The following is a 22642-nucleotide window of genomic DNA, read 5'->3' on the forward strand; positions in this document are numbered from 1 at the left end:
AGTGTGTATCGAAAGAGTCGTCTTTGTGTTGAGGGGGCTACCGCCGGTGACCGATCCCACTCCCACCTCACCGCCACCGCGCCGCACTGTCGGCGGCCCGGAACACCGCACGCCACGCTGGGTGAAGGTGGTCGCCGTCGTCGTCGGCGTTCTCATCGTGCTGGTCGTCGCCGTGATGCTGCTCAGTGGCGGCAACCACGGTCCGGGCCGGCATCTGTCCGCTCCTGCCGCGGTGATGCACCCGATGATCAGCGCCGACGGCGTCGAGTCCTCACCGGACACATGGACCGGACCGATCCTGCGGTGACGATGACGCCACGGGCGCGCACCCTCGCGCGAGCCGTGCACATCGGTGCCTCGGGAGGATGGCTCGGCGCCGTCATCACCTATCTTGTGGTGGCTGCGGCCACGTTGATCAGCGCCGATCCGGAACAGGTACGCGGGAGCTATCAGGTGATGGCGATGCTCGCCGACGCGATGCTGCTGCCGTTCGCGGTGGCCTCATTGGTCACCGGGTTGATCTGCTCGCTCGGCACCGCGTGGGGGTTGCTGCGCCACTACTGGGTGCTGTTCAAGCTGGTGCTCAACCTGGTCGCCGCTGTCGTTCTGGTGCTCTACACCCGCTCGATCGAACACGCCGCGACCGTCGCGGCGCAGCCGACCTGGTCAGAGGCCGACCGGGCCGTCCTGCAGGATCCGGCCCATCTGGTTCATGCCACCGCCGCGCTGATCGTGGTGCTCGCTGCGCTGGTGCTGGCGGTATACAAGCCGCGCGGGATGACCGCATACGGGCACCGCAGGGCACTGCGGAACCGGGCGGCGCCCAGTGTGTCCGCCTGAGTCGCGGTCGCGACGTTCTGCCTGACAGGCCCCGAGAAGGCACGCCCAAGGCGCGATTCCCCCATTCCGTGTCACCAAGCGCCAGGAGGCGAACGTGGGATCTTGGGCGGAGCGGCCCCTACCGCCAGTCCTCGTGCCGCAGAGCGTCTGGGCCGGTGTCAGTCCTCAACCCAAGGTCAGGGAGCGGTCGCCGAAATCGGCGACGACGCGCAGGTGACCGCCGAGAGCTTCCACATAGGACTCCAGAGTGCCGAGCTGGGTGTGCCGAAGGTCGCCTCGCTCGATCTGGGAGACCCGGGACTGGGAGATCCCCATCACCTCGGCCACCGCGTCCTGACGAGTCCACCCTTGCTCGCGACGGATCTCCACCAAACGGTGGGCCCGGACTTCTTCCTGCATCGTCTTGCTGGCATTGCTGACGGCCTGCTTATCGAGTTTCTCGGCGACCTCCGCCCGCACCTCGCGCCAGTGTCGAGCCATGTTCCACACCTCCTGGTGCCTTAGCGTTTTTGCTCTTCGAGCCACATGTCGTAGCGATCCTCGGCTATGGGGATGTTGTCGATGTACCACTGTTTCCATTCGCCGGCCTTGTCTCCTGCGATCAGCAGGACCGCCTGCCGCTGGGGATCGAACACGAACAGGATCCGGATGGAGGTTCCACTGGGGCGCAGCTCTTTCATATTGTGGACTCGGGAACCTTTGACCTTGTCCACCACAGGCCGACCCAACGTCGGCCCTTCACGTTCCAAGTAATCAATGGCGGCGGTGACAGCAGCCGCGTCGCCGTCATCGGATTCGACCAGACGGAGGTACCACTGCTCCACGTCGTCCAGGAGCACAACCTCGCACTCCATGGACCGACCGACCTCCGCAATCCTGTGTGACCCTTCGTGGCCAGTGAGCCACCAACAATATAACGCTGAACTTCTATTTTTGGTAGAGGTGCGCCTCACATACTCCGGTCAGGACCGGACTAAACGGGCGATGGCGTCGGTGGCTTCCTTGATCTTCGCGTCCGCTTCCGGTCCGCCGGCGACGGCGGCGTCGACGACGCAGTGACTGATGTGGTCTTCGAGCAGGCCCATCGCGACGGCCTGCAGAGCCTTGGTCATCGCCGAGACCTGCGTGAGGATGTCGATGCAGTACTTCTCGTCTTCGGCCATGCGCTGGAGTCCGCGGGCCTGGCCCTCGATGCGCTTGAGTCGTTTGAGGTAGTCGTCCTTGGCGGTGATGTATCCGTGTCCCGCGTGCTCATGGCAGTCGGCTTCGGGAGCCTCGGGTGGTGTGGCCGCGGGGGTGGGGGTGGCCATGGTGTCCTCCTGGAATCCGGCTGTCACGGCGGGCATCGTCGATTATGTCCGTCGGGGGGTATGCGGACGGTTCAGGTGCGAATCCTCCACGCGGTGGCCGATCGCCGCTGCGGCGCACCCGGCTGCGCACCGGGCCGCCGCCCGGGCGGCGGGATGGCGGACGATCCGGAGCAGAGCCGTGGTCACTGTCGACATGTTCTTTCTCCTGGTCGTGCGGTGCTGAACGAGGCAGGTGTGTGGCGCGGCGCGCCACACACCGGTTCCCGTGTGTCTTCGGGTGCTTCCGGTCCGATTACCGTGCGGTTCAGTGGAATCGGCGCAGTCGCAGGCTGTTGCTGACCACGAACACCGACGAGAAGGCCATGGCGGCGCCCGCGATCATCGGGTTGAGCAGACCCATCGCCGCCAGTGGCAGTGCGGCGACGTTGTAGGCGAAGGCCCAGAACAAGTTGCCCTTGATGGTGCCGAGGGTGCGACGGGACAGGCGGATCGCATCCGCTGCCGCCCGCAGGTCACCGCGGACGAGTGTCAGATCGCTGGCCTCGATCGCGACGTCGGTGCCGGTGCCCATCGCGAGCCCGAGATCGGCCTGGGCGAGGGCGGCGGCGTCGTTGATCCCGTCGCCGACCATGGCGACGACCTTGCCCTGATCCTGGAGACGCTTGACGACGTCGACCTTCTCCGCAGGCAGAACCTCCGCAATGACCTCGTCGATCCCGACTTCACCTGCGATGGTCCGGGCTGCAGCGGCGTTGTCTCCGGTCAGCATGATCGGCGTCAGCCCGAGACCGCGCAGCTGGGTGATTGCTTCGGCGGAGGTCGGTTTGACGGCGTCCGCGACCACCAGGACCGCGCGGGCGGCACCGTCCCAGCCGACTGCGACGGCGGTCTTGCCATCGGCTTCGGCGGCCTGCATGGCGTCGGCGAGGTCATCGGGCAGGTGATGCGCGTAGTCGGCGAGCAGTCGCGTGCGGCCGACGAGTACCGCATGACCGTCCACTGTGCCCTGCACCCCAAGTCCCTCGAGGTTGGCGAATTGCTGCACTGCCGGCAGGCCACCCACCTGATCTCGGGCGCCCTTGGCGATGGCCTGTGCGATGGGGTGCTCGGAGGAGTCCTCCACTGCCCCGGCGAGCCGGAGTACCTCGGCTGTGTCCTCGCCCTCGGCGGTGATCACGTCGAGCAGGGTCATCTTGCCGGTGGTGACCGTTCCGGTCTTGTCGAGCACGACGGTGTCGATTCGCCGGGTGGACTCCAGCACCTCGGGGCCCTTGATCAGGATGCCGAGCTGGGCGCCGCGGCCGGTACCGACCATCAATGCGGTCGGGGTTGCCAGGCCGAGGGCGCAGGGGCACGCGATGATCAGCACGGCGACGGCGGCGGTGAACGCGGCGGCGACCGAGCCGCCGGTGCCGAGCCAGAATCCGAGGGTGGCCACCGCCAGGGCGATCACGATCGGGACGAAGATCCCGGAAATTCTGTCGGCCAGCCGCTGGGCCTGGGCCTTCCCCGTTTGGGCGTCCTCGACGAGCCGGGCCATCTGGGCGAGCTGCGTGTCGGATCCCACGCGGGTGGCGCGCACGAGGATTCGTCCGCCCACGTTGACGGTGGCACCGACGACCTGGTCGTCCGGACCGACTTCCACCGGGACGGATTCGCCGGTGATCATGGCTGCATCCACTGCGGAAGAGCCGTCGACGACGACACCGTCGGTGGCGATCTTCTCTCCGGGGCGGACTACGAACTCGTCGCCGACGGTGAGCTGATCGACCGGGATGCGTTGTTCGACTCCGTCCCGGAGAATCGAGACTTCCTTGGCGCCGAGGTCGAGCAAGGCGCGCAGTGCGGCGCCGGCGCGGCGTTTGGCGCGAGCCTCGAAATACCGGCCGGCGAGGATGAAGGTGGTGACCCCGGCAGCGGCCTCGAGATAGATGTTGCCGGTGCCATCGGTTCGGGCGATGGTGAATTCGAAGGGGTGCGTCATGCCGGTCACGCCGGCGGTGCCCCAGAACAGCGCGTAGATCGACCAGCCGAGAGCTGCGAGGGTGCCGATGGACACCAGGGTGTCCATGGTGGCGGTACCGTGCCGGAGATTGATGTAGGCGGCCTTGTGGAACGGCCATGCACCCCACACGACCACCGGGGCAGCGAGGGTGAGCGAAAGCCACTGCCAGTTCGGGAACTGCAATGCCGGGATCATGGCCATGGCGATCACCGGGACGCTGAGGACCAGCGAAACCAGTAGCCGCTGTCGGAGAGCGGCGGTCGGATCGGGTTGCGCAGCGGGTGCGGATTCGGTGGCGGTGGGGGGCGCAGGAACCGAAGCCGTGTATCCGGCCTGCTCGACGGAGGCGACCAGGTCGGATGCCGAGATGTCACCGACATAGTCGACACGTGCCTTCTCGGTCGCATAGTTCACCGAGGCCGTGACGCCGTCCATCTTGTTGAGCTTCCGCTCGATCCGGTTGGCGCAGGACGCGCAGGTCATGCCCCCTATATCGAGTTCGATCCGGCCGTCGGCGGGATGCGTGACGGGATTCACCTGTGTGCTCCTCTCGAACTGCGATGGTCAGTGTCCGTGCCCGGCAGGAGCCGGATCGGTGGTGTCGAGCGTGGGTGTGGTGTCGAGCGTGGGTGTGGTGTCGGTGTGGGTCGTCGGGGTGGCCTCGGGGCCGAACGCAGCGCCTGCCCCGAAGGCGAGTGCGAAGACCACGGCCAGTCCGGCGGTGAATCCAGCAAACTTCGATGACGCCTTCATCGTGAGAATCTCCTGTCCGGGTCCGATAGGTGGGGTTGACTCGAGCGGGTTGTCAGTCGGCGAGCTGGTAGCCGGCTTCGTTGACTGCTGCGGCGATGACGGCACGGTCGACCTCGGCCGACGAGTCGATCTCGACCCGGCCGCTGGCCACATCGACGTTCACACCGGTTACCTGGGGAATCCGGCCGATTTCTTCACGGACCGACGAGGCGCAGTGTCCGCAGGTCATGCCGGTCACGGTGATGGTGGTGGTGCTCATGTCGAAACCTCTTCTCGATCGATGGGGGACACAGAATCCGTGTCGGGGCAGTCTCCTGGTCGGAACCACAGCCATTTTTACAATACCCCCCTAGGGTATGCAATGGAGATGATGTTGCCCTGCGTTCGCTGCGGTCGAGCCGTTGTACTCCGTGCACCGAAAGGAGTGTCTGCAAAGGTATTTTCAGGAATCAAGACGGATAGGACCCGTCCCGCGCCTCAACCGGGCTTCTTTGCTTCGTTCAGGTCAGAGATACCCCTTACCCGTATCTGTTGCGCAGTGTTGGGGTCGGCGCAGTATTGGGGGCCGCAGTTGCTGCCGGCCGGTACATCGGAGAGGACCACGCTGGGACCGCGTGGTCCCCACTGGAATGTGTCTGCAGTTCCGCAGGGCCCGGGCCACTGCTCACCGGGGTCAGTTCAGCGGATAGAGCATCTGCGCGGTCGCGGCGTAGGCAGTGTCGAAGTCGACGGCGAGCACTGCTTCGACCGGCCCGAGCACCGCATGCTGCTCCCAACTCTGGCCAGTACGGCTGCGCCACGCAGCGCCGGCCGTGTCGATGCCCCACACTGAGCCGTCCTGCGCGGCAGACAGCAACGCCAGCGGTGGGGCGTCCGGCACCACAGTGAAGGTGCGCCCGCCGTCGGTGCTGTGCTGCAGCCCGGCGGTGGTGCTCGCCCACACCCCGGCGTCGGTGACGGCGAGCGCGGCCGCAGCCACCGGAGCGCCCGCGGTCCAGCTGCTGCCACCGTCGGTGGAGATCAGCAATCCGGTCACGCCGTCGAAGCCGACCAGCAGTTCACCGTCGGTGGCCAAGGCGTGAAAATCCACCTCGCCGGTCAAGGATTTCGGCGTCCAGGTGCGGCCGCGATCAGTGCTGTCGATCAGCCCTAACGGATTCGGCGCCGAACTCGACGGACCCGGATGCCCGGACGCGAACAGACGGTCGGTGCCCGGCGTCCCGGTCAGTCCCATGAAGTCGTCGTCGGAGTCACCGACGCGGGTGGTGCGCCCGTTCGCGGTGATCTCGACGAGGCCGGTGTGGGTACCGGCCAGCACCACACCGCCGGAATCGAGGTGCAGACCGTGCAGATGATCGAGTGCCGGTTCCAACGCGACGCCGGGCACCTCCGAGGCCACGGGGGACGAAGCCGAACCCGCTGATGCTGCGGGTTGCTCGCCGGTCGCACAACCGGCAAGCACCGCCGCGGCAGCAACAGGCACCAGGACATGCGCCCACCGGCGCAGGGGAAAACTCGACATGAGAAGCAGGAACTCGTTTCGGATCGATCGGGTGACCGGCTCAGGTGTGAGCCAGACGGCTGGGGTCGAGGTCGAGGCGGCGCAACAGTTGGGCGTTGAGCGCCACGACGATGGTCGAGACGGACATGAGAATCGCGGCGACCGCGGGAGAGATCGCGACGCCGGCGAACGCGAGCACACCCGCGGCCAAGGGCACGGCGATGATGTTGTAGCCGGTGGCCCACACCAGGTTCTGCCACATCTTGCGATAGCTGGCATGCGAGAGTGCGATGATCGAGAGCACCGCTCGCGGATCGTTCGCTGCGAGCACGACCCCGGCGGATTCGATGGCCACATCGGTGCCGGCGCCGATCGCGACACCGACATCGGCGCGGGCCAGGGCAGGGGCGTCGTTGACGCCGTCGCCGACCATGGCGACCGTGTGCCCGCGCTGCTGCAGTTCGGTGACCTTGCCGTCCTTGTGCTCGGGCAGCACCTCGGCGAAGACTTCGTCGATCCCGAGGTCGGCTGCCACGGCGTCGGCGACCTGCCGGGCGTCGCCGGTGATCATGGCGACCTTGACCCCGCGGGCGTGCAGGGCGTCGATGGCCTGACGGGATTCCTCGCGGACGGCGTCTTCGAGCGCGATGGCCCCGAGGACTCGGTCCCCTTCGGCGAGGTGCAGCACCGAGGCTCCGCGCGCCACCCACTGCCCGGTCACGGCGGTGACGTCGGCGGGCACCGACAACCGCAGATCGCTGAGCATGGCCGGGCCGCCGATGGTGATTTCGGTGCCGTCGACGAGGGCGCGCACCCCGCGGCCGGGCAGCGACCGGAAGTCGGTGGCGGCGATCCGCTCGTCTGCTGGGACACGGGTCTCGGCGGCGGCGACGATGGCCCGGGCGACGGGGTGTTCACTGTCGGCTTCGACGGCCGCAGCCAGCGCGAGCAGGTGCTCGTCGGTGATCTGGTGGGCGCTGGCGACGCCGGTGACCTGATGCCGGCCCTGGGTCAAGGTGCCGGTCTTGTCGAACAGGACCACGTCGACGGTGCGCATGCGTTCGAGCGAGAGCCGGTCTTTGACCAGCACCCCGGATTTGGCGGCGCGTTCGGTGGAGATCGCGATCACCAGCGGGATCGCCAATCCGAGAGCGTGGGGGCAGGCGATGACGAGCACGGTGACGGTACGGACCACCGCTTCGTCGACGTTACCGACGAGCAGCGTCCAGATCGCGAAGGTGAGAACGCCCGCGATGGTGGCGAAGTAGAACAGGAACGCCGCGGCCTTGTCCGCCAATGCTTGCGCACGCGACGAGGAGGCCTGCGCGTCGGCGACCATCCGCTGGATACCGGCCAGGGCCGTGTTCTCGCCGACCGCGGTGATGCGCACCCGCAGGGCGCTGTCGGTCGCGACGGTGCCGGCGACCACCGTGTCACCCACTTCGCGAACCACGGTCTTGGATTCGCCGGTGATCATCGATTCGTCGACTTCGGCGCGGCCGTCGGTGACGGTGCCGTCGGCGGGCACCCGGGCTCCGGCGCGCACCAGCACCAGATCCCCGAGCGCCAGTTCCGACAAGGGCACGTCGGTGGTGCCGGTCTCGGTGATCTTCTCGGCGGTGTCCGGCAGCATCGCGGCGAGTGCGTCGAGGGCGCCGGAGGCGGAGCCGAGGGCACGCATTTCGAGCCAATGCCCGAGCAGCATGATCACGATCAGCAGGGCCAGTTCCCACCAGAAGTCCAGGTTGAACCCGCCGAGACCCAAGGTGGTGACCCAGGACGCGAGGAACGCGACGCTGATCGCCATGGCGATCAGCAGCATCATCCCGGGCCGGCGTGAGCGGAGTTCGGCCCAGCCTCCGGTGAGGAACGGCATGCCGCCGTAGACGAAGATCACCGTGCCCAGCACCGGGGGAATCCACATGGCGCCGGGGAAGTCCGGCATGGTGTAGCCGAGCAGGTCGGCGACCATGTGACTGAAGAACACCACCGGTATCGCCAGCACCAGCGACACCCAGAACCGGCGGCGGAACATCTCCCCGTGTGCACCGTGCCCGGCGTGCCGATCGTGACCATCGTGCCCGGCGTGCCGATCGTGCCCGGTGTGCTCACCCGGTCCGACGTGGGCGAGGTGCTCGCCGTGCCCGGGGTGAGCATCGTGCTCGTCGGGGGGCGGGCTCTGGGCATCGGCGCCGTGAACGTGTCCGGCGGGCGCCGGGTCCGGGTGGGGGTGTCCGTGCTGCTGGTGCGACATCGAAAGCCTCCTGGGATGGCGAACGGGCCGAGAGGAACCGGGCGGGGCGTGGTTACAGGGTGCTCAGCAGCTCACGCATGGTCTCGATCTCCTGCTGCTGGGTGTCGACGATGGTGCGGGCCATCTCGACGGCGTCGGGGAACTGTCCGTCCTCGATCTCGGTCTGCGCCATGTCGACGGCGCCTTCGTGGTGGGCGATCATCTGCTCGAGGAACAGTCGGGCGGCGTCGGCGGCTTGCGCATCGGACAGCGCCTGCATGTCCTCCTCGCTCATCATCCCCTCCATACCTTCCATACCTTCCATGCCGGGCATGTCGTGGCCTGTTTCGGGCATCTCGGTGGGCTCGCCCCACTGCCCGAGCCAGGACTCGAGTTGTTCGATCTCCGGGCCCTGAGCGGCCTTGATCTGCTCTGCCAGGGCGGTCACGTCGGCGGGGATGTCCTGCTTGGCCAGCAGCATGTCGCTCATCTCGATCGCCTGACTGTGGTGCGGCAGCATCATCTGCGCGAACATCACGTCGGCGTCGTTGTGCGCCGCGGCCTCGTCGGTAGCCGAGGTGGTGGCCGAGGTCGTCGCGGGCGAGGTCGCGACGGTGGTGTCGGTGTCGGTCCCGGTGTCACTGCACGCGGCCGCGGCGAACACCACCGCCAGTGCGGTGGCGCCGACGGCGAGAATCTTCTTGTTGTTCATGGGATGTGGTCCTTTCTCGAACGGTCACAGACCGCCATGGCACCGGGGCCCGGGCACGGCCGGTCGGCAGGCGGGGATCAGGCCAGGTAGGACACGGTGGTCATCATTCCCGCTTCCTGGTGATACGCGTTGTGGCAGTGCAGGGCCCACTGGCCCGGGTTGTCGGTGTCGAATTCGATCTCCACGGTGCGCATCGGCCCGATCGTGACGGTGTCCTTGCGCAGGCCGGTGTCGGTGAGCGCGAAAGTGTGCCCGTGCAGGTGCATCGGGTGGAACATGTCCGACATGTTCCGCATCCGCATGCGCACCCGCTGCCCTTCGTTGACGTTCAACGGCGGGATGTCGGGGTGGGCGCGGCCGTTGAGGGTCCACCGGTACGGCGACATGGTCCCGCCCATGTCCACGCTGTGATACACATCGTGCTCTTTCTCGGCCAGGCGCACATATTCCCGGGGCGCGAGGTCGATGCCGAGCAGCACCTGCCGGTCCAGCTCGCCCGGGCGGGTCTGTGCGGGCAGCTCCCCGACCGCGGTGCGTACAAGGGCCTGCCCGTGCCCGGTCTTCCCTTCGGCCTGCGCGAACAACGGGAAGACGCCGTCGCCGAGGGTGACGAGCACATCGACACGCTCGCCCATGCCCAGCAGCAGCGCGTCGGTGTCCTGCGGCACGACCGGGAAGCCGTCGGTGTGGGTGACGGTCATCCGGTGCCCGCCGAGCGCGACGCGGAAGGCGGTGTCGGCGCCGGCGTTGATGAACCGGATCCGCGCCCGCTGCCCGGGTGTCGCGGTGAACACGATCGGGTCCTCGGGGACGCGCCCGCCGACGAGGAAGTGCGGGTAGGTCACGTCTCCGGCGCCGCCGAGCAGTGGGGAGAGCATGGTTTCCTCGCCCATGTCCATGCCGTCCATGTCCATGGCGCGGTGGTCCATGCCGCCCATCCCGCCGTTGCCACTGTCACCGGTGGCGGCGCCGATGCCGAGGTCGCGGGCCACGTCGTCGGGGGTGCGGCCGGTGCCGTCGAGCCAGTCGTCGAGCACCACGATCCATTCGTGGTCGTAGCCGCCGGGCTCGTTCGGGTCGTCGATGACCAGGGGCCCGTAGAGGCCGCGGTCGAGCTGCAGTCCGGAGTGCGAGTGGTAGAAGTAGGTGCCCGGATCCGGGACCGTGAACTCGTAGGCGAACCGGGCCCCGGGGGCGATGGGGTCCTGGGTCAGCCCGGGCACCCCGTCCATGTCGTTGCTCAACGCCAGGCCGTGCCAGTGCACACTCGTCTCCGCCGGCAGCTGGTTGTCCACCTCCACCCGCAGCAAGTCTCCGGCGCGGGCCCGGATCAGCGGACCGGGCAGAGTGTCGTCGTATCCCCAGGTCGAGACGATGCGTCCGCCGAGGTCCACCTCGATCGGACGCGGCGTCAACCGGGCCGAGACCACCTGCTGGCCGCCCGGGCGGCGGCGCGCCTGCTCGACACGGCGGACCGCATTCGACGTCGGCTGCACAGGGGCGCCGGTCGGCGAGCCCGATCCGGAGCAGGCCGCCACGATTCCGGCTCCGGCGAGGACCGAGCCGAGAAGGAAGGATCGGCGGGTCACGCTAGCCACGGCCCTGCCCCTGCCTGAATTCGGGCATGCCGGTGGTCTGTGTCAGCACCTGCCGACGGGCCACGAATTCGTCGGAGTCGATGTCGCCCCGGGCGAACCGTGCCTCGAGCAGCCGCAGCGGATCGGCCTCCACGGTGGCGCGGCCCGGCCCGTTCACACGATCGGTGCGGAACATCATGGCCACCAGATAGAGCACCACCGCCCAGAACGCGAACATGCACACGGCCATGACGACCCATCCGGTCCAGGTCAGCTCACCTGCCCAGCCCATCATGATCGCCTCCTTTCTCCGTTCATGTCTTCAGCCTGACGCCCGTACCCCCCGATTCCTGTGGAGGTCGTATGAAGATTTGCTCAAGAAACCCCACCGCGTCGTCGACAGCGATACTCGCCGGTGAAGATGGACGCCATGGACTCCTCCGCTCGCCCTCTGACTGCGGCCAGCGACCCGGCGCCGCCGCCGCGTCCCGCGACGGGGTTGCGGGCGATGGTCGTCGAGGACGAGGCACCGTTGGCGAACCTGATCGGCTCGTATCTCGAACGCGACGGGTTCGAGACCGCGATCACCGGTGACGGCGCCGACGCCGTTACCCTCGCCCGGCAGGTCGACCCCGACGTCGTGGTCCTCGATCTCGGTTTGCCAGGAGTCGATGGGGTCGAGGTGTGCCGGCAACTGCGGACCTTCTCCGACGCCTATGTCGTGATGCTCACCGCCCGCACCGAAGAAATCGATACCCTCATCGGGCTGTCGGTCGGCGCGGACGACTACATGAGCAAACCGTTCAGCCCCCGCGAGCTGATGGCCCGCATCCAGGCCATGCTGCGCCGTCCCCGCACCGGGATCGCCGCACCCGGACCGGCCGAGAACACCACCGGCGCTGATCCGATCCACCGTGTCGGGAACCTGACCCTCGACATCGATGGCCGCGAGGTCACCGTCGACGGGAAGCCAGTGCCCTTGACCCGCACCGAGTTCGATGTTCTGGCCGCGTTGGCACGCGATCCCGGCGTGGTGCTCACCCGGGCCCAGCTGATCGAGGCAGTGTGGGGGCCGAGCTGGACCGGCGACGCGCATCTGGTCGACGTACACATCGGTCATCTGCGCCGCAAACTCGGCGACGACGCGACCCGCGGCCGCTACGTGCGCACCGTCCGTGGAGTCGGCTACCGGATGGGCACGGGAGCATGAATCCCCAGATCCCCGCTCCACGAGGGTCGGTGCGGCGGGCACTGGCGGGGTCGAGTTTCGGCACCCGATTGTTCCTGGCCCTGACCGTGGTGGTGGTCGGCTGCGCCGCCAGTGCCTGGCTCGTCGCCTCCGCCCTTGCGCCGGGTATCTTCCACGATCACCTCGGTCAGGCCGGCATCGACCACAACTCCAGCCAGGCCGCCCATGTCGAAGAGGCGTTCGCCTGGGCAATCGTCCTGGCGTGGGGTCTGGCGGTGGGGATCGCGGTGCTGCTGGCGTTGGCGGTGAGCTGGTACATCACCCGCCGTGTCCAACGCTCGCTGACCGCGGTGACCACCTCGACCGCCCGGATCGCCGGCGGCCGGTACGACACCCGCGTAACCAGCCCCGGACTCGGCCGCGAATTCGACGACCTTGCCCTCACCGTCAACGAACTCGCCCGCCGCCTCGACGCCACCGAAAGCACCCGTCGCCGGATGCTCGCCGACCTCGGCCACGAGATGCGCACCCCGATCGCCACCCTCGACTCCTATCTCGAAGCCCTCGACGACGGCGTCCGCACCTTCGACGACGACACCCGACAGATCCTGCGCGCCGCCACCCACCGGCTGGGTCGTCTCGCCCAGGACATCACCGCGGTATCGCGCGCCGAAGAACACCTCACCCGCATCCGGCCGGTGCCCACCACCACCGGCGCCCTCGTCACCGCCGCGGTCGATGCGGTGCACGAACGGTACGACAGCAAAGGCGTCGCACTGCACAGCCGTGTCGACGACTCCGTGGTCGTGACGGTCGATCCCGACCGGCTCGGTCAGGTCCTGGGCAACCTGCTCGACAATGCCCTGCGCCACACCGCCTGTGGCGGCACGGTCACCGTCGCCAGCAGAAAAGCGCACACCGACAGGGTGGAGATCACGGTGGCCGACACCGGCGAGGGCATTGCCGCCGATCACCTCGACCACCTCTTCGACCGGTTCTACCGCGCCGATACTGCCCGCGATCGCCGACACGGCGGCAGCGGTATCGGCCTGACCATCACCCGTGCCCTCGTCGAGGCCCACCACGGGCGCATCCGAGCACACAGTGACGGGCCGGGCCGTGGGGCACGCTTTACGATCGAACTGCCCGTCATTGCAGTCTGACCTCGGAGTCTGCTTCGGTGTTGCCGTATCCGGTACATCTCAATCCGTGGACTCACGACCTCCGAGCGCGGGCCCTCGACTTGAGGGACTGAACGCCTCCGTCATGTTTGTTGTCATCGGCGCCGACGGACCACCCCTGTCAGGCGTGGGCGCCGTCAGGGACGAGTTCGGCGATCAGCGCCTCGACCTTGGCTTTGATCTCGTCGCGGATCGGACGCACCGCCTCCACCCCTTGCCCGGCCGGATCCTCGAGCACCCAATCCCGATACGACTTGCCCGGAAACACCGGGCACGTGTCACCGCACCCCATGGTGATCACCACATCCGAGGCCTGCACCGCATCAACGGTGAGGATCTTCGGGCTCTGCGCGGAAATGTCGATACCCACCTCGGCCATCGCCTCGACGGCGGCCGGGTTGACCTGCTCGGCCGGTGCCGAGCCCGCGGAACGGACCTCGACCCGGTCGCCGGCCAGCGCGCTGAGGAATCCCGCGGCCATCTGGGAACGGCCGGCGTTGTGCACACACACGAACAGCACCGAGGGTGTGCGGGCGGTCGTGGAGTCGATGGTCATGGAACCAGACGTCCTTTCGTAGAAGTCAGACAGCGACAGAGTCGAGTTCGGCGAGAAGCGCACGCACCCGGGCGTCGATGCTGTCGCGGATCGCGCGCACCGCGCCCACCGTTTCGTCCTCCGGGTCGAGCAACGACCAATCGAGGTAGCGCTTACCCGGATACACCGCGCACGCATCACCGCACCCCATGGTGATCACCACATCGGCGGCTGCCACCACATCGTCGGTCAGGGGTTTGGGATATTCGCCGCCGAGATCGAGCCCGATCTCGGCCATCGCCTCGACCACGACAGGATGAATCGCCGCTGCAGGAGCCGATCCGGCGGAGCGCACGTGCACCCGTCCCGCGCCGTGATGAGCCAGCAGTGCCGCGGCCATCTGCGAACGTCCGCTGTTACGCACGCACACGAACAGCACCTCCGGCACATCCTTCGGTATAGCGCCCTCGGCCTGCGCCAGAGCAGTGAGACGTTCGCCCGCGAAGCGGGTGGCCAGCGAGGGCAGATGGGTGTGGATCTTGGCGGTGCGCCGCAGCGCCGCATACGACTCGAAGACCATCCGCTCGACGGTCTGCGCCGAGAACACCCCGGCATACTTCTCGGCGAGATGTTCGGCGCTGCGGTGCAACACCGCCTGAGGCATCAGTAATTCCGGCTGAGCAGCGTGCTCGGACATCGACATCTCCTGACGTGGCCGATCCTTACGACACAGCGGGGGCAGACGAACTGGTGAAACGCTTCCGCAGAGCGAGCGAGACGTAGATGAGAGCAACCAGGATGGGCACCTCGATGAGCGGACCGACCACCCCCGCCAAAGCTTGACCTGAGGTGACACCGAAGGTGCCGATGGCGATGGCGAGCTCGAAGTTGTTTCCGGCGGCGGTGAACGCCAGTGTGGTGGTGCGCTCATAACCCAGGCCGACCGCCACACCGAACAGGAACCCACCACCCCACATGAGGATGAAGTACGCGAGCAGCGGCAACGCGATGCGCACTACGTCCCACGGCTGCGAGGTGATCTGCTCGCCCTGCAGGGCGAAGAGGATCACGATCGTGAAGAGGAGTCCGTAGAGCGCCCACGGGCCGATCTTCGGCAAGAACGTGCCCTCATACCACTCGCGGCCCTTGGCCCTTTCACCGAAATGGCGGGTCAAGAAACCAGCGACCAGAGGGATACCGAGGAAGATCAGCACCGACTTCGCGATCTGCCACGGCGAGACATCGAGGGTGGTCTGTTCGAGCCCGAGCCAGCCCGGCAGGATCGACAGGTAGAACCAGCCGAGCACAGCGAACATGATCACCTGGAACACCGAGTTGATCGCAACCAGCACTGCGGCGGCCTCACGGTCACCGCACGCAAGGTCGTTCCAGATGATGACCATCGCGATACAGCGGGCCAGGCCGACGATGATCAGGCCGGTGCGATACTCGGGCAGGTCGGGCAGCAGCAGCCAGGCGAGGGCGAACATCAGCGCCGGACCGAGCACCCAGTTGAGGATCAGCGACGAGATCAGCAGCTTGCGATCGCCCGTGACGGTGCCGAGGCGGTCGTAGCGCACCTTCGCGAGCACCGGATACATCATGATCAACAGGCCCAGCGCGATCGGCAGGGAAATGTTGTCGATCTCGATGACGCTCAATGCGTCCCCGAGCCCAGGGATCAGGCGGCCGAGCAGCAGACCGGCGACCATGGCGATGCCTATCCACACACACGGCCAGGAACCGGTCGAGGACCGACATCTTGCCGGCGACGGACCGGTGTTCGGTGGCGGTGGTCACGAGACGGCCTCCTCGAAAGGTTCGGCCGGTGCGCAGGTGCAGGCCGAACCGGGCAGCACACCGGATTCGGTGGCGAGTACCGCGGAGAGTTGCTCGAGGGCGGCGGGGATCACCCGGTAGTAGACCCAGGTGCCGCGGCGTTCGCAGTCGAGCAGTCCGGCTTCGCGCAGCACCTTGAGGTGATGCGAGATGGTCGGTTGCGACAGGTCGAACGCGGGGCTGATGTCGCACACGCAGCTCTCCCCACCCTGGTGGCTGGCGATGATGCTGAGCATGCGCAGGCGTACCGGGTCACCGAGGGCTTTGAACATGCGGGCCAGGTCGGTGGCCCAATCGGAGGTGAGGGGCTCCCGTGCGAGTGGTGGGCAGCACGGCTCGTCCCCATTCGACAGCTGATTCGACATGCGTCTATATTGACTGTTATCAATCCAGTCGTCAACGGGAAGGGACCTCCACGTGCCCACTGCTTCGGTGCTGTTCGTGTGCGTCAAGAACGGCGGCAAATCCCAGATGGCTGCCGCCCTCATGCGTAAGACCACAGGCGACCGGATCGCTGTCCATTCCGCCGGCACCACGCCCGGATCGTCGCTGAACGCACTGTCGATGCAGGTCCTCGGCGAGGTCGGCGCACCCACCGCAGGTGAGTATCCCAAGCCGATCGACCCGCAGCTCCTCACCGAAGTCGACCTGGTGGTCACCCTCGGCGGCGAAGCCCGCGTCGATGCGCCCACCGGGGTACGCGTGGAGAACTGGGACACCGATGAGCCGTCCGAGCGCGGCATCGACGGCATCGAGCGGATGCGCCTGGTCCGCGATGACATCGCCGTCCGCGTCGAGGAGCTCGCTACCCGGCTGCTGTCCGACGCCGACGCCCGATAACCGAGTTCGTCCCGGAAACTCTGTTCGCCCTCGAGCACTGAAGGAATACCTGATACCTATGAGCACCATCGCAGTCTTCGAACCGGCCCTGTGCTGCAACACCGGCGTGTGCGGCGAGGACCTCGACCAGAACCTGGTCACCTTCACCGCCGACATGGCCGCGCTGACCGAGCAGGGCGCCGCCATCACCCGCCACAACCTGGCCAACGACCCACTCTCGTTCGCCCACAACGAGACGGTCAAGAAATTCCTCGAACTCGCCGGATCGGACGGGCTGCCGCTCGTGCTCGTCGACGACGTCACCGTCGCTACCGGGCGCTACCCGACCCGCACCGAGCTCGCCACCTGGGCCGGCCTTGAGGTACCCGCGCCGCCGTCCGGGGTGACCATGCTCGGGCTCGCGGACGACAGCGACTCCTGCTGCACCCCGGGCGAGTCCACCTGCTGCTGACCAGACAGGTCTGCACCTTTCCGTTGACCCGTCCGACGAGGAGTACCTGCTTTCATGGCTGCCGCCGACCCGACGTTTCTGACCGACCCGCCCCGGTTTGTGTTCTTCACCGGTAAAGGTGGGGTCGGTAAGACCTCCATCGCGTGCGCGTCGGCGGTGCGCCTGGCCCGGGCCGGCAAGAAGGTGCTGCTCGTCTCGACCGACCCCGCCTCCAATGTCGGGCAGGTCTTCGGTCTGAGTATCGGCAACACGATCACCGAGGTCCCCGCGGCGGCGGGGCTCTGCGCGCTCGAGATCGACCCCGAGGAGGCCGCCGCCGCCTACCGCGAACGCATCGTCGGTCCCGTCCGCGGGTTGTTGCCCGCAGCGGAGATCGCGTCGATCACCGAGCAGTTGTCCGGCTCGTGCACCACCGAAGTCGCGTCGTTCGACGAATTCACTTCTCTGCTCACCGATCCCGACGACCGGGTCGCCGGGTTCGATCACGTGCTGTTCGACACCGCCCCCACCGGCCATACCATCCGGCTGCTGCAACTGCCCGGTAACTGGACCGAATTCCTCGACCACGGCAAGGGCGACGCGTCCTGCCTCGGTCCGCTGGCCGGGCTCGACAAGCAGAAAGCCATGTACGCCGGCGCGGTCGAGGCGTTGTCGGATCCCGGCCGTACCCGCCTGGTGCTCGTGGCACGCGCGAACCGTGCCGCTCTGGCCGAGATCGCCCGCACCCACAGCGAACTCGCCGCGATCGGCATGACGAGACAGCATGTGGTCGTCAACGGCGTGCTGCCCGACCCGGCCGATGACACCGACCCGCTGGCTACCGCCGTGTACCAGCGTGAGCAGGCAGCATTGGCGGGTCGCGGCGCCGCGATCGTCGCGCTGCCCACCGATCTGGTGGAGCTCAAGCCGGTCAACATGGTCGGTCTCGATGCTTTGAGCACCCTGTTCGACACCACCACCACCACCACCACCGCTGTGAGTGTCGACGACACCGAACCGGGTGTCGCCGCGGTCGCCGATGCTTCACTGGCGGATCTGGTCGATGCGATCGAGGCTGATGGCCACGGGCTGGTGATGTGCATGGGCAAAGGTGGAGTCGGCAAGACCACCATTGCCGCCGCGATCGCGGTGGCGCTGGCCCGCCGTGGTCATGACGTGCACCTGACCACCACCGACCCCGCCGCACATCTGACCGACACTCTCGCCGGGGAACTCGATCACCTCGAGGTCTCCCGCATCGATCCGCACGAGGCGAGCGAGACCTACCGCAACCGGGTCCTGGCCACCAAGGGCGCCGAACTCGACGACGCCGGCCGCGCCACCCTCGCCGAAGATCTGCAGTCCCCGTGCACCGAGGAAGTCGCGGTGTTCCAGGCCTTTTCGAAGGTCATCCACGAATCACGCCGCAAGTTCGTCGTCGTCGATACCGCCCCGACCGGGCATACTCTGCTGTTGCTCGATGCGACCGGCTCGTATCACCGGGAGATCGCCCGGCAGATGGGCGATGGCGGGCGCTTCATCACCCCGCTGATGCGGCTGCAGGACCCGGCGCAGACCAAGATTGTGCTGGTCACTCTTGCCGAGACCACCCCGGTGCTCGAGGCGGCCGGTTTGCAGGATGATCTGCGGCGCGCTGGTATCGAGCCGTGGGGGTGGGTGGTCAACAATTCCCTGGCCGCGGCGGCGCCCACCGCGCCGCTGCTGCGGCAGCGAGCGGTTGCCGAACTCGAGCAGATCGACACGGTCCGGGACGAACTCGCCAATCGGTGCGCGGTGATTCCGCTGGCCGTCAGCGAACCGGTCGGAATCACCGCGTTGGGACAGCTGGCCGAACGGCATCCGGCACCGGTGCGTTGATCCGCCAGCACCGGGCCGGGTCGTCCACTCATGTCGTTCGTGTGAGACATGCCTGAAGCCACGATTCGGATCACGCTGTGCCAGTGAGGACGTCGGTCAGATCGGCGGGAATCGGCATGGGGGTCATCAACCCTGCAGCGACGCGGCCGGTGTTGCCTTCGGGGTAACCCCCGAGCGCGGAACCGGGGGCAGCAACCATGATCCGGATGATCTGCCCAAGGGCTTCGCGACGGTCGCGTTGACGCACCGCGAGACCGAGCATGGCGAGGTGATTGCGAGTGTGCGGCCACGGGTAGGGCTGCGACAGGATGTGCGCGCGTTCGAGATGGGTCCACCGCTCGGCTGCAGTGTGAGTGTGTCGAGCGGCGGTCATCTCCGCGGCATACCAGGCTCGGACAGTTGCAGGCATTGGACTCATGGAAGGCCCTTCAGGAAGAAAAGGATTCTCGTACCCCAGGATTCGACGCAGGTGCCGCCGATCCGGAGATTGTCAGGGGGCGAGCGCGTCCGGCGCGGACCCCGTTGGCGATCACGATGATCTCGGCGACCTCGTGAACCAGGACAACCGCCGCCAGGCCGAGTACCCCGAACAGGGCCAGGGGCATCAGGACGGTGATGATCGCGAGCGAGAGGCCGACGTTCTGCAACATGATCGTTCGTGATCGGCGGGCATGCTGCAGGGCTTGAGGTAGATGCCGTAGGTCCTCACCCATCAGGGCGACGTCGGCGGTTTCGATGGCCACGTCGGTGCCCATCGCGCCCATCGCGATCCCCAGATCGGCGGTGGCCAGGGCCGGGGCGTCGTTGACACCGTCGCCGACCATCGCCGTCGGCCGTGTACCGCGGAGGGTGTCGATGATGTGGGCCTTGTCCTCCGGACGCAGATCGGCGTGCACCTCGTCGATACCGACATCGGTGGCCAACGCTCGTGCGGTGCGCTCGTTGTCGCCGGTGAGCATCGCCACGGTGTAACCGTCGCGGCGCAGCCCCGCGACGACGTCGCGGGCTTCGGGACGCAGTTCGTCGCGCACCGCGATCGCCCCGATCAGGGTGCCGTCGCGTTCGATGAGCACCGCAGTGGCTCCGGCGTGCTGCATCCGCTCGATATCGGCAGCCAGAGAGCCCGGGTCGATCCACCCGGGCCGGCCCAGACGGGCAGGAATGCCGCCGACGTGACCGGTCAGTCCGGCACCGGGGACCGCGTCGACGTCCTCGGCGGGGGTGTAGTCGTCGACGGCGGCGAGGATCGCTGCAGCGAGGGGGTGCTCACTGCGTGCCTCGAGCGCAGCGGCGACATTCAGAACGTCGGCGCGGGTGGTGCCGCCGGTGGTGGCAACGTCGATGACCTCGGGGCGGTTCCGGGTCAGGGTGCCCGTCTTGTCCAACGCGACGGTGCGGATCCGGCCCAACGCTTCGAGGGCGGCACCGCCCTTGACCAGGACGCCGAGCTTGGAGGCGGCGCCGATCGCGGCGACCACGGTCACCGGGATCGCGATGGCCAGCGCACACGGGGACGCGGCGACCAGCACGACGAGGGCGCGTTCGATCCACACCAGCGGATCACCGAATACGCTGCCGATCGCGGCGATCAACGCCGCGGCAACCATCACTCCCGGCACCAGGGGCTTGGCGATCTTGTCGGCCAGACGCTGGGCCTCGCCCTTGCGGGATTGCTCGGCCTCCACGATTTTCACGATCTTGGCCAGCGAGTTGTCCTGCGCGCCGGCGGTGACCTCGACCTCGAGCACGCCGGTGCCGTTGATCGACCCGGCGAACACCTCGGAGCCCGGTCCGGCCTCGACCGGCACCGATTCCCCGGTGATCGCGGAGGTGTCCAGGGCGGTGCGCCCGGTGCGGATGGTGCCGTCGGTGGCGAGCCGCTCCCCGGGTTTGACGATCATGATCTCCCCGAGCCCCAACTCCGCGGGGGCGACGGTCTGTTCACGGCCGCCGCGCAGGACGGTGGCAGTGTCCGGCACCAGATTCAGCAGGGCGCGCAGGCCCCGTCGGGTGCGAGTGACCGCGTACTCTTCGAGACCCTCACTGATGGCGAACAGGAACGCGAGCATCGCGGCTTCGCCGACCTCGCCGAGCAGCACGGCGCCGACGGCAGCGATCGTCATCAGGGTCCCGACCCCGATCTTGCCGCGGGCCAGCCGCTTGAGGGTCGAGGGGACGAAGGTGTAGCCGGCGACGACCAGCGCCACCGCCTCGAAGCCCGTCCCGAGAGCGTCGGGCCCACCGGTGACGCGGACGATCAGGGCCGCAATCAGCAGGACACCCGCGGCGGCGGCCGCCCGGATCTCGGTGACCTGCCACCACTTGTCGGGCTCCTGGTCGTCTTCGCCCTCGACGCGGGGTTCGTCGGGGCCGCATCCGCAGGCGTCGCTCATGCCGTCACTCCCGTGTCGGTGTCGGTGCCGTAGTTCGGGCACAGCGCGACGGCGTTGCCCGTGGCGGCCAGGAGGGTTTCGGCCGAGGCCAGCAGGTCGAGCAGTTCCAGTCGGGCCAGCGAGTAGAACACCTGCCGGCCCTGCGGGCGGCCTTGCACCAGGCCGCAGTCCCGCAGGCATGCCACGTGCGCCGACACTGTCGATTGCGCCAATCCCAGCTCGCCGACCAGGTCCGCTACTCGGGATTCCCCGGCGGCGAGGCGGCGCACGATGGCCAGGCGGGTGCCGTCGGAGAGACTGTGGAACAACGCTGCTGCAGAGTCGAGACTTTCACCGAAGCAGGTCGTCGCTCGCTCATTCATCGTCATAAAACGATGATATTGAGGAAACATGATTAATCAAGCGGAGGGAGCGGGACAACGCGCGTTCTACTCCGCCAGTGCGGACTCCGACAACGGTCGCGAATGATGACGGCTGGCGGATTCTCGGACCGGCTCGTCACGACTCAAGGGACGTTCACAGACTGGCCGGCTGGCTCCCAGCCTGGAACGGCCAACGGGTCGCATGCCAGTTCTGCCTCGCGGGAGGATCGCCTTGCTCAGACTGTCCAGGCCGGTCGCCAGGTCCTCGCACGGGAGAGCCGATCGTGTCGACGAATCGACGGCACAGCTCGTCGAGCACCTCGGTGATGGGCATGTCGGTGGTGCCGTAGCGCAACTGTCGGCTCGGCTGAAGGTCGGCGAGGGCAGCGAACTCGATCAGATTCTGCTGGGCATAACACAGCTTCGCCGGTGCAGCGAGGACAGCAGCGTCACGCAGGTCGTATCGGCAGAACGGTCTCACACGCCCCGGGCGTTGCGGTTCGCGAGCATGGCGCTGCGGGCACTGCCACGGCGGGGCCAGAGCGCTCATCCACGCCGTTCCTGTCCACGGCACCTGACCGCAGCCTTCGCATGTCGACTGCAGATACACCTGGTGGCGTACACAGAGCGGCAGCAGCGGATTGGCCCAGCCTGCATGCCACCACGGATCGGGTTCGGCCAGGCATCGGGCACAGAAACGCGATCCTCCCCGGTCGGGCCGAATGTGGCGGTGGTGCACCAGGTACCGTGCCGCGGCGGCATCGATCGGCCGGCCCCACAGGGCGGCGCGCAGGTCACCGGCAGGGACACCGAGGTGAGCGGCGATCCACCGAGCGTGCAGGCTCAGGTGCTCGAGAACGAGGTGATATCCGGTCGGGCTCCGCGGCACACGGAGCTCGCGCAAAATCTGGATCGGGGTCAGTTGGTAGCGACAGCCGACGCGCATCAGCCAGCCCGGCAGATACTCGGCGGGATGTAGTTGCACGGTGATCGGCCACCGGTCGACTCCTATCGTGGCCATAGTGGTTCCCCAACCACTGAGCCGGCCAGGGCGGGACCAGCCG

The 22642-nt window shown here is 67.6% G+C and carries 25 protein-coding genes and 1 pseudogene; 7 read left to right on the forward strand and 19 right to left on the reverse strand.

What is annotated here, in order from left to right; translation table 11 throughout:
- The first annotated feature begins 46 nt into the window (after positions 1-46).
- Both ACY466_RS03915 and ACY466_RS03920 read left to right on the forward strand, forming a co-directional pair.
- On the forward strand, positions 47-307 hold the full coding sequence (locus ACY466_RS03915) for a hypothetical protein (RefSeq protein ID WP_072738930.1): 261 nt from the start codon (positions 47-49) through the stop codon (positions 305-307).
- A 2-nt stretch (positions 308-309) separates the two neighbouring features.
- On the forward strand, positions 310-840 hold the full coding sequence (locus ACY466_RS03920) for a DUF2269 domain-containing protein (protein WP_072739027.1): 531 nt from the start codon (positions 310-312) through the stop codon (positions 838-840).
- Positions 841-1005: 165 nt separating this feature from the next.
- On the opposite strand, the gene ACY466_RS03925 is transcribed toward ACY466_RS03920, so the two are convergent.
- From ACY466_RS03925 to ACY466_RS03975, 11 genes are all read right to left on the reverse strand, one after another.
- Positions 1006-1320, reverse strand: coding sequence for a helix-turn-helix domain-containing protein (locus ACY466_RS03925; RefSeq protein ID WP_463250005.1), 315 nt, complete (start codon positions 1318-1320; stop codon positions 1006-1008).
- A 20-nt stretch (positions 1321-1340) separates the two neighbouring features.
- Positions 1341-1694 (reverse strand): type II toxin-antitoxin system RelE/ParE family toxin, encoded by a 354-nt coding sequence (locus tag ACY466_RS03930; RefSeq protein WP_072738929.1) that lies wholly within the window; start codon positions 1692-1694, stop codon positions 1341-1343.
- 108 nt (positions 1695-1802) lie between these two features.
- Positions 1803-2150 carry a metal-sensitive transcriptional regulator gene (locus ACY466_RS03935; RefSeq protein ID WP_463252129.1) on the reverse strand — a complete coding sequence of 116 codons (348 nt, stop codon included), beginning with the start codon at positions 2148-2150 and terminating at the stop codon, positions 1803-1805.
- A gap of 304 nt (positions 2151-2454) precedes the next feature.
- Complete coding sequence (locus ACY466_RS03940) at positions 2455-4692, reverse strand: heavy metal translocating P-type ATPase (protein WP_255314914.1); 2238 nt, start codon at positions 4690-4692, stop codon at positions 2455-2457.
- Between the two features lie 27 nt (positions 4693-4719).
- Positions 4720-4908: a hypothetical protein gene (locus tag ACY466_RS03945; RefSeq protein ID WP_072738928.1), complete on the reverse strand. Its 189-nt coding sequence runs from the start codon at positions 4906-4908 to the stop codon at positions 4720-4722.
- Between the two features lie 52 nt (positions 4909-4960).
- A complete protein-coding gene (locus ACY466_RS03950) occupies positions 4961-5167 on the reverse strand; it encodes a heavy-metal-associated domain-containing protein (RefSeq protein ID WP_463250006.1) in 207 nt (68 codons plus the stop codon).
- Positions 5168-5581: 414 nt separating this feature from the next.
- A complete protein-coding gene (locus ACY466_RS03955; protein ID WP_072738926.1) occupies positions 5582-6430 on the reverse strand; it encodes a F510_1955 family glycosylhydrolase in 849 nt (282 codons plus the stop codon).
- 40 nt (positions 6431-6470) lie between these two features.
- A complete protein-coding gene (locus ACY466_RS03960; RefSeq protein WP_463250008.1) occupies positions 6471-8663 on the reverse strand; it encodes a copper-translocating P-type ATPase in 2193 nt (730 codons plus the stop codon).
- A gap of 52 nt (positions 8664-8715) precedes the next feature.
- Positions 8716-9354: a DUF305 domain-containing protein gene (locus ACY466_RS03965; RefSeq protein WP_463250009.1), complete on the reverse strand. Its 639-nt coding sequence runs from the start codon at positions 9352-9354 to the stop codon at positions 8716-8718.
- A 77-nt stretch (positions 9355-9431) separates the two neighbouring features.
- Entirely contained in the window at positions 9432-10952 is a 1521-nt protein-coding gene (locus ACY466_RS03970) for a multicopper oxidase family protein (protein ID WP_463250010.1), read from the reverse strand.
- On the reverse strand, positions 10945-11226 hold the full coding sequence (locus tag ACY466_RS03975; protein ID WP_072738923.1) for an SHOCT domain-containing protein: 282 nt from the start codon (positions 11224-11226) through the stop codon (positions 10945-10947). Before ACY466_RS03975 ends, ACY466_RS03970 begins: the two co-directional genes overlap by 8 nt.
- A gap of 135 nt (positions 11227-11361) precedes the next feature.
- Here ACY466_RS03975 and ACY466_RS03980 point away from each other — a divergent pair, with 135 nt between their 5' ends.
- Complete coding sequence (locus tag ACY466_RS03980) at positions 11362-12141, forward strand: response regulator transcription factor (RefSeq protein WP_174561872.1); 780 nt, start codon at positions 11362-11364, stop codon at positions 12139-12141.
- Positions 12138-13283 (forward strand): sensor histidine kinase, encoded by a 1146-nt coding sequence (locus tag ACY466_RS03985; protein WP_072738922.1) that lies wholly within the window; start codon positions 12138-12140, stop codon positions 13281-13283. The genes ACY466_RS03980 and ACY466_RS03985 overlap by 4 nt, the downstream gene beginning before the upstream one ends.
- Before the next feature lie 139 nt (positions 13284-13422).
- Here ACY466_RS03985 and ACY466_RS03990 read toward each other — a convergent pair whose 3' ends face one another.
- The 4 genes and pseudogenes from ACY466_RS03990 to ACY466_RS04005 all read right to left on the reverse strand — a co-directional run bounded on the left by ACY466_RS03990 (position 13423) and on the right by ACY466_RS04005 (position 16040).
- Entirely contained in the window at positions 13423-13857 is a 435-nt protein-coding gene (locus ACY466_RS03990) for an arsenate reductase ArsC (protein WP_072738921.1), read from the reverse strand.
- Positions 13858-13882: 25 nt separating this feature from the next.
- Entirely contained in the window at positions 13883-14533 is a 651-nt protein-coding gene (locus ACY466_RS03995) for an arsenate reductase/protein-tyrosine-phosphatase family protein (RefSeq protein ID WP_463250013.1), read from the reverse strand.
- Positions 14534-14558: 25 nt separating this feature from the next.
- Positions 14559-15597: pseudogene (gene arsB / locus ACY466_RS04000) on the reverse strand (ACR3 family arsenite efflux transporter).
- Between the two features lie 35 nt (positions 15598-15632).
- A complete protein-coding gene (locus ACY466_RS04005) occupies positions 15633-16040 on the reverse strand; it encodes an ArsR/SmtB family transcription factor (protein WP_395116318.1) in 408 nt (135 codons plus the stop codon).
- 52 nt (positions 16041-16092) lie between these two features.
- Between ACY466_RS04005 and ACY466_RS04010 the strand changes: the two genes are divergently transcribed.
- From ACY466_RS04010 to arsA, 3 genes are read left to right on the forward strand one after another with little or no spacing between them, the layout of a single operon-like run.
- Positions 16093-16515, forward strand: coding sequence for an arsenate-mycothiol transferase ArsC (locus ACY466_RS04010; RefSeq protein WP_395116320.1), 423 nt, complete (start codon positions 16093-16095; stop codon positions 16513-16515).
- Between the two features lie 58 nt (positions 16516-16573).
- On the forward strand, positions 16574-16966 hold the full coding sequence (arsD, locus tag ACY466_RS04015; RefSeq protein WP_059384767.1) for an arsenite efflux transporter metallochaperone ArsD: 393 nt from the start codon (positions 16574-16576) through the stop codon (positions 16964-16966).
- A gap of 54 nt (positions 16967-17020) precedes the next feature.
- On the forward strand, positions 17021-18823 hold the full coding sequence (gene arsA / locus ACY466_RS04020) for an arsenical pump-driving ATPase (RefSeq protein ID WP_463250014.1): 1803 nt from the start codon (positions 17021-17023) through the stop codon (positions 18821-18823).
- A gap of 70 nt (positions 18824-18893) precedes the next feature.
- Here arsA and ACY466_RS04025 read toward each other — a convergent pair whose 3' ends face one another.
- The 4 genes from ACY466_RS04025 to ACY466_RS04040 all read right to left on the reverse strand — a co-directional run bounded on the left by ACY466_RS04025 (position 18894) and on the right by ACY466_RS04040 (position 22563).
- The gene (locus ACY466_RS04025) at positions 18894-19241 is read right to left on the reverse strand and encodes a DUF3703 domain-containing protein (RefSeq protein ID WP_054720545.1); all 348 of its coding nucleotides are present in this window, start codon (positions 19239-19241) and stop codon (positions 18894-18896) included.
- Between the two features lie 10 nt (positions 19242-19251).
- Positions 19252-21216 carry a heavy metal translocating P-type ATPase gene (locus ACY466_RS04030; protein ID WP_269596756.1) on the reverse strand — a complete coding sequence of 655 codons (1965 nt, stop codon included), beginning with the start codon at positions 21214-21216 and terminating at the stop codon, positions 19252-19254.
- On the reverse strand, positions 21213-21584 hold the full coding sequence (locus ACY466_RS04035) for an ArsR/SmtB family transcription factor (RefSeq protein ID WP_054720048.1): 372 nt from the start codon (positions 21582-21584) through the stop codon (positions 21213-21215). Before ACY466_RS04035 ends, ACY466_RS04030 begins: the two co-directional genes overlap by 4 nt.
- A gap of 148 nt (positions 21585-21732) precedes the next feature.
- The gene (locus ACY466_RS04040; protein ID WP_463250016.1) at positions 21733-22563 is read right to left on the reverse strand and encodes a TniQ family protein; all 831 of its coding nucleotides are present in this window, start codon (positions 22561-22563) and stop codon (positions 21733-21735) included.
- Between the last annotated feature and the right edge of the window lie 79 nt (positions 22564-22642).

Source organism: Rhodococcus sp. K11/5, assembly GCF_055193735.1.

Bases quoted from the DNA above. Each gene is read 5' to 3' on its own strand.
- ACY466_RS03920 (WP_072739027.1), top strand. From the start codon at position 310: ATGACGCCACGGGCGCGCACCCTCGCGCGAGCCGTGCACATCGGTGCC.
- ACY466_RS03925 (WP_463250005.1), bottom strand. From the start codon at position 1,320: ATGGCTCGACACTGGCGCGAGGTGCGGGCGGAGGTCGCCGAGAAACTC.
- ACY466_RS03930 (WP_072738929.1), bottom strand. From the start codon at position 1,694: ATGGAGTGCGAGGTTGTGCTCCTGGACGACGTGGAGCAGTGGTACCTC.
- ACY466_RS03935 (WP_463252129.1), bottom strand. From the start codon at position 2,150: ATGGCCACCCCCACCCCCGCGGCCACACCACCCGAGGCTCCCGAAGCC.
- ACY466_RS03945 (WP_072738928.1), bottom strand. From the start codon at position 4,908: ATGAAGGCGTCATCGAAGTTTGCTGGATTCACCGCCGGACTGGCCGTG.
- ACY466_RS03950 (WP_463250006.1), bottom strand. From the start codon at position 5,167: ATGAGCACCACCACCATCACCGTGACCGGCATGACCTGCGGACACTGC.
- ACY466_RS03955 (WP_072738926.1), bottom strand. From the start codon at position 6,430: ATGTCGAGTTTTCCCCTGCGCCGGTGGGCGCATGTCCTGGTGCCTGTT.
- ACY466_RS03960 (WP_463250008.1), bottom strand. From the start codon at position 8,663: ATGTCGCACCAGCAGCACGGACACCCCCACCCGGACCCGGCGCCCGCC.
- ACY466_RS03965 (WP_463250009.1), bottom strand. From the start codon at position 9,354: ATGAACAACAAGAAGATTCTCGCCGTCGGCGCCACCGCACTGGCGGTG.
- ACY466_RS03975 (WP_072738923.1), bottom strand. From the start codon at position 11,226: ATGATGGGCTGGGCAGGTGAGCTGACCTGGACCGGATGGGTCGTCATG.
- ACY466_RS03980 (WP_174561872.1), top strand. From the start codon at position 11,362: ATGGACTCCTCCGCTCGCCCTCTGACTGCGGCCAGCGACCCGGCGCCG.
- ACY466_RS03985 (WP_072738922.1), top strand. From the start codon at position 12,138: ATGAATCCCCAGATCCCCGCTCCACGAGGGTCGGTGCGGCGGGCACTG.
- ACY466_RS03990 (WP_072738921.1), bottom strand. From the start codon at position 13,857: ATGACCATCGACTCCACGACCGCCCGCACACCCTCGGTGCTGTTCGTG.
- ACY466_RS03995 (WP_463250013.1), bottom strand. From the start codon at position 14,533: ATGTCCGAGCACGCTGCTCAGCCGGAATTACTGATGCCTCAGGCGGTG.
- ACY466_RS04005 (WP_395116318.1), bottom strand. From the start codon at position 16,040: ATGTCGAATCAGCTGTCGAATGGGGACGAGCCGTGCTGCCCACCACTC.
- arsD (WP_059384767.1), top strand. From the start codon at position 16,574: ATGAGCACCATCGCAGTCTTCGAACCGGCCCTGTGCTGCAACACCGGC.
- arsA (WP_463250014.1), top strand. From the start codon at position 17,021: ATGGCTGCCGCCGACCCGACGTTTCTGACCGACCCGCCCCGGTTTGTG.
- ACY466_RS04025 (WP_054720545.1), bottom strand. From the start codon at position 19,241: ATGAGTCCAATGCCTGCAACTGTCCGAGCCTGGTATGCCGCGGAGATG.
- ACY466_RS04030 (WP_269596756.1), bottom strand. From the start codon at position 21,216: ATGAGCGACGCCTGCGGATGCGGCCCCGACGAACCCCGCGTCGAGGGC.
- ACY466_RS04035 (WP_054720048.1), bottom strand. From the start codon at position 21,584: ATGACGATGAATGAGCGAGCGACGACCTGCTTCGGTGAAAGTCTCGAC.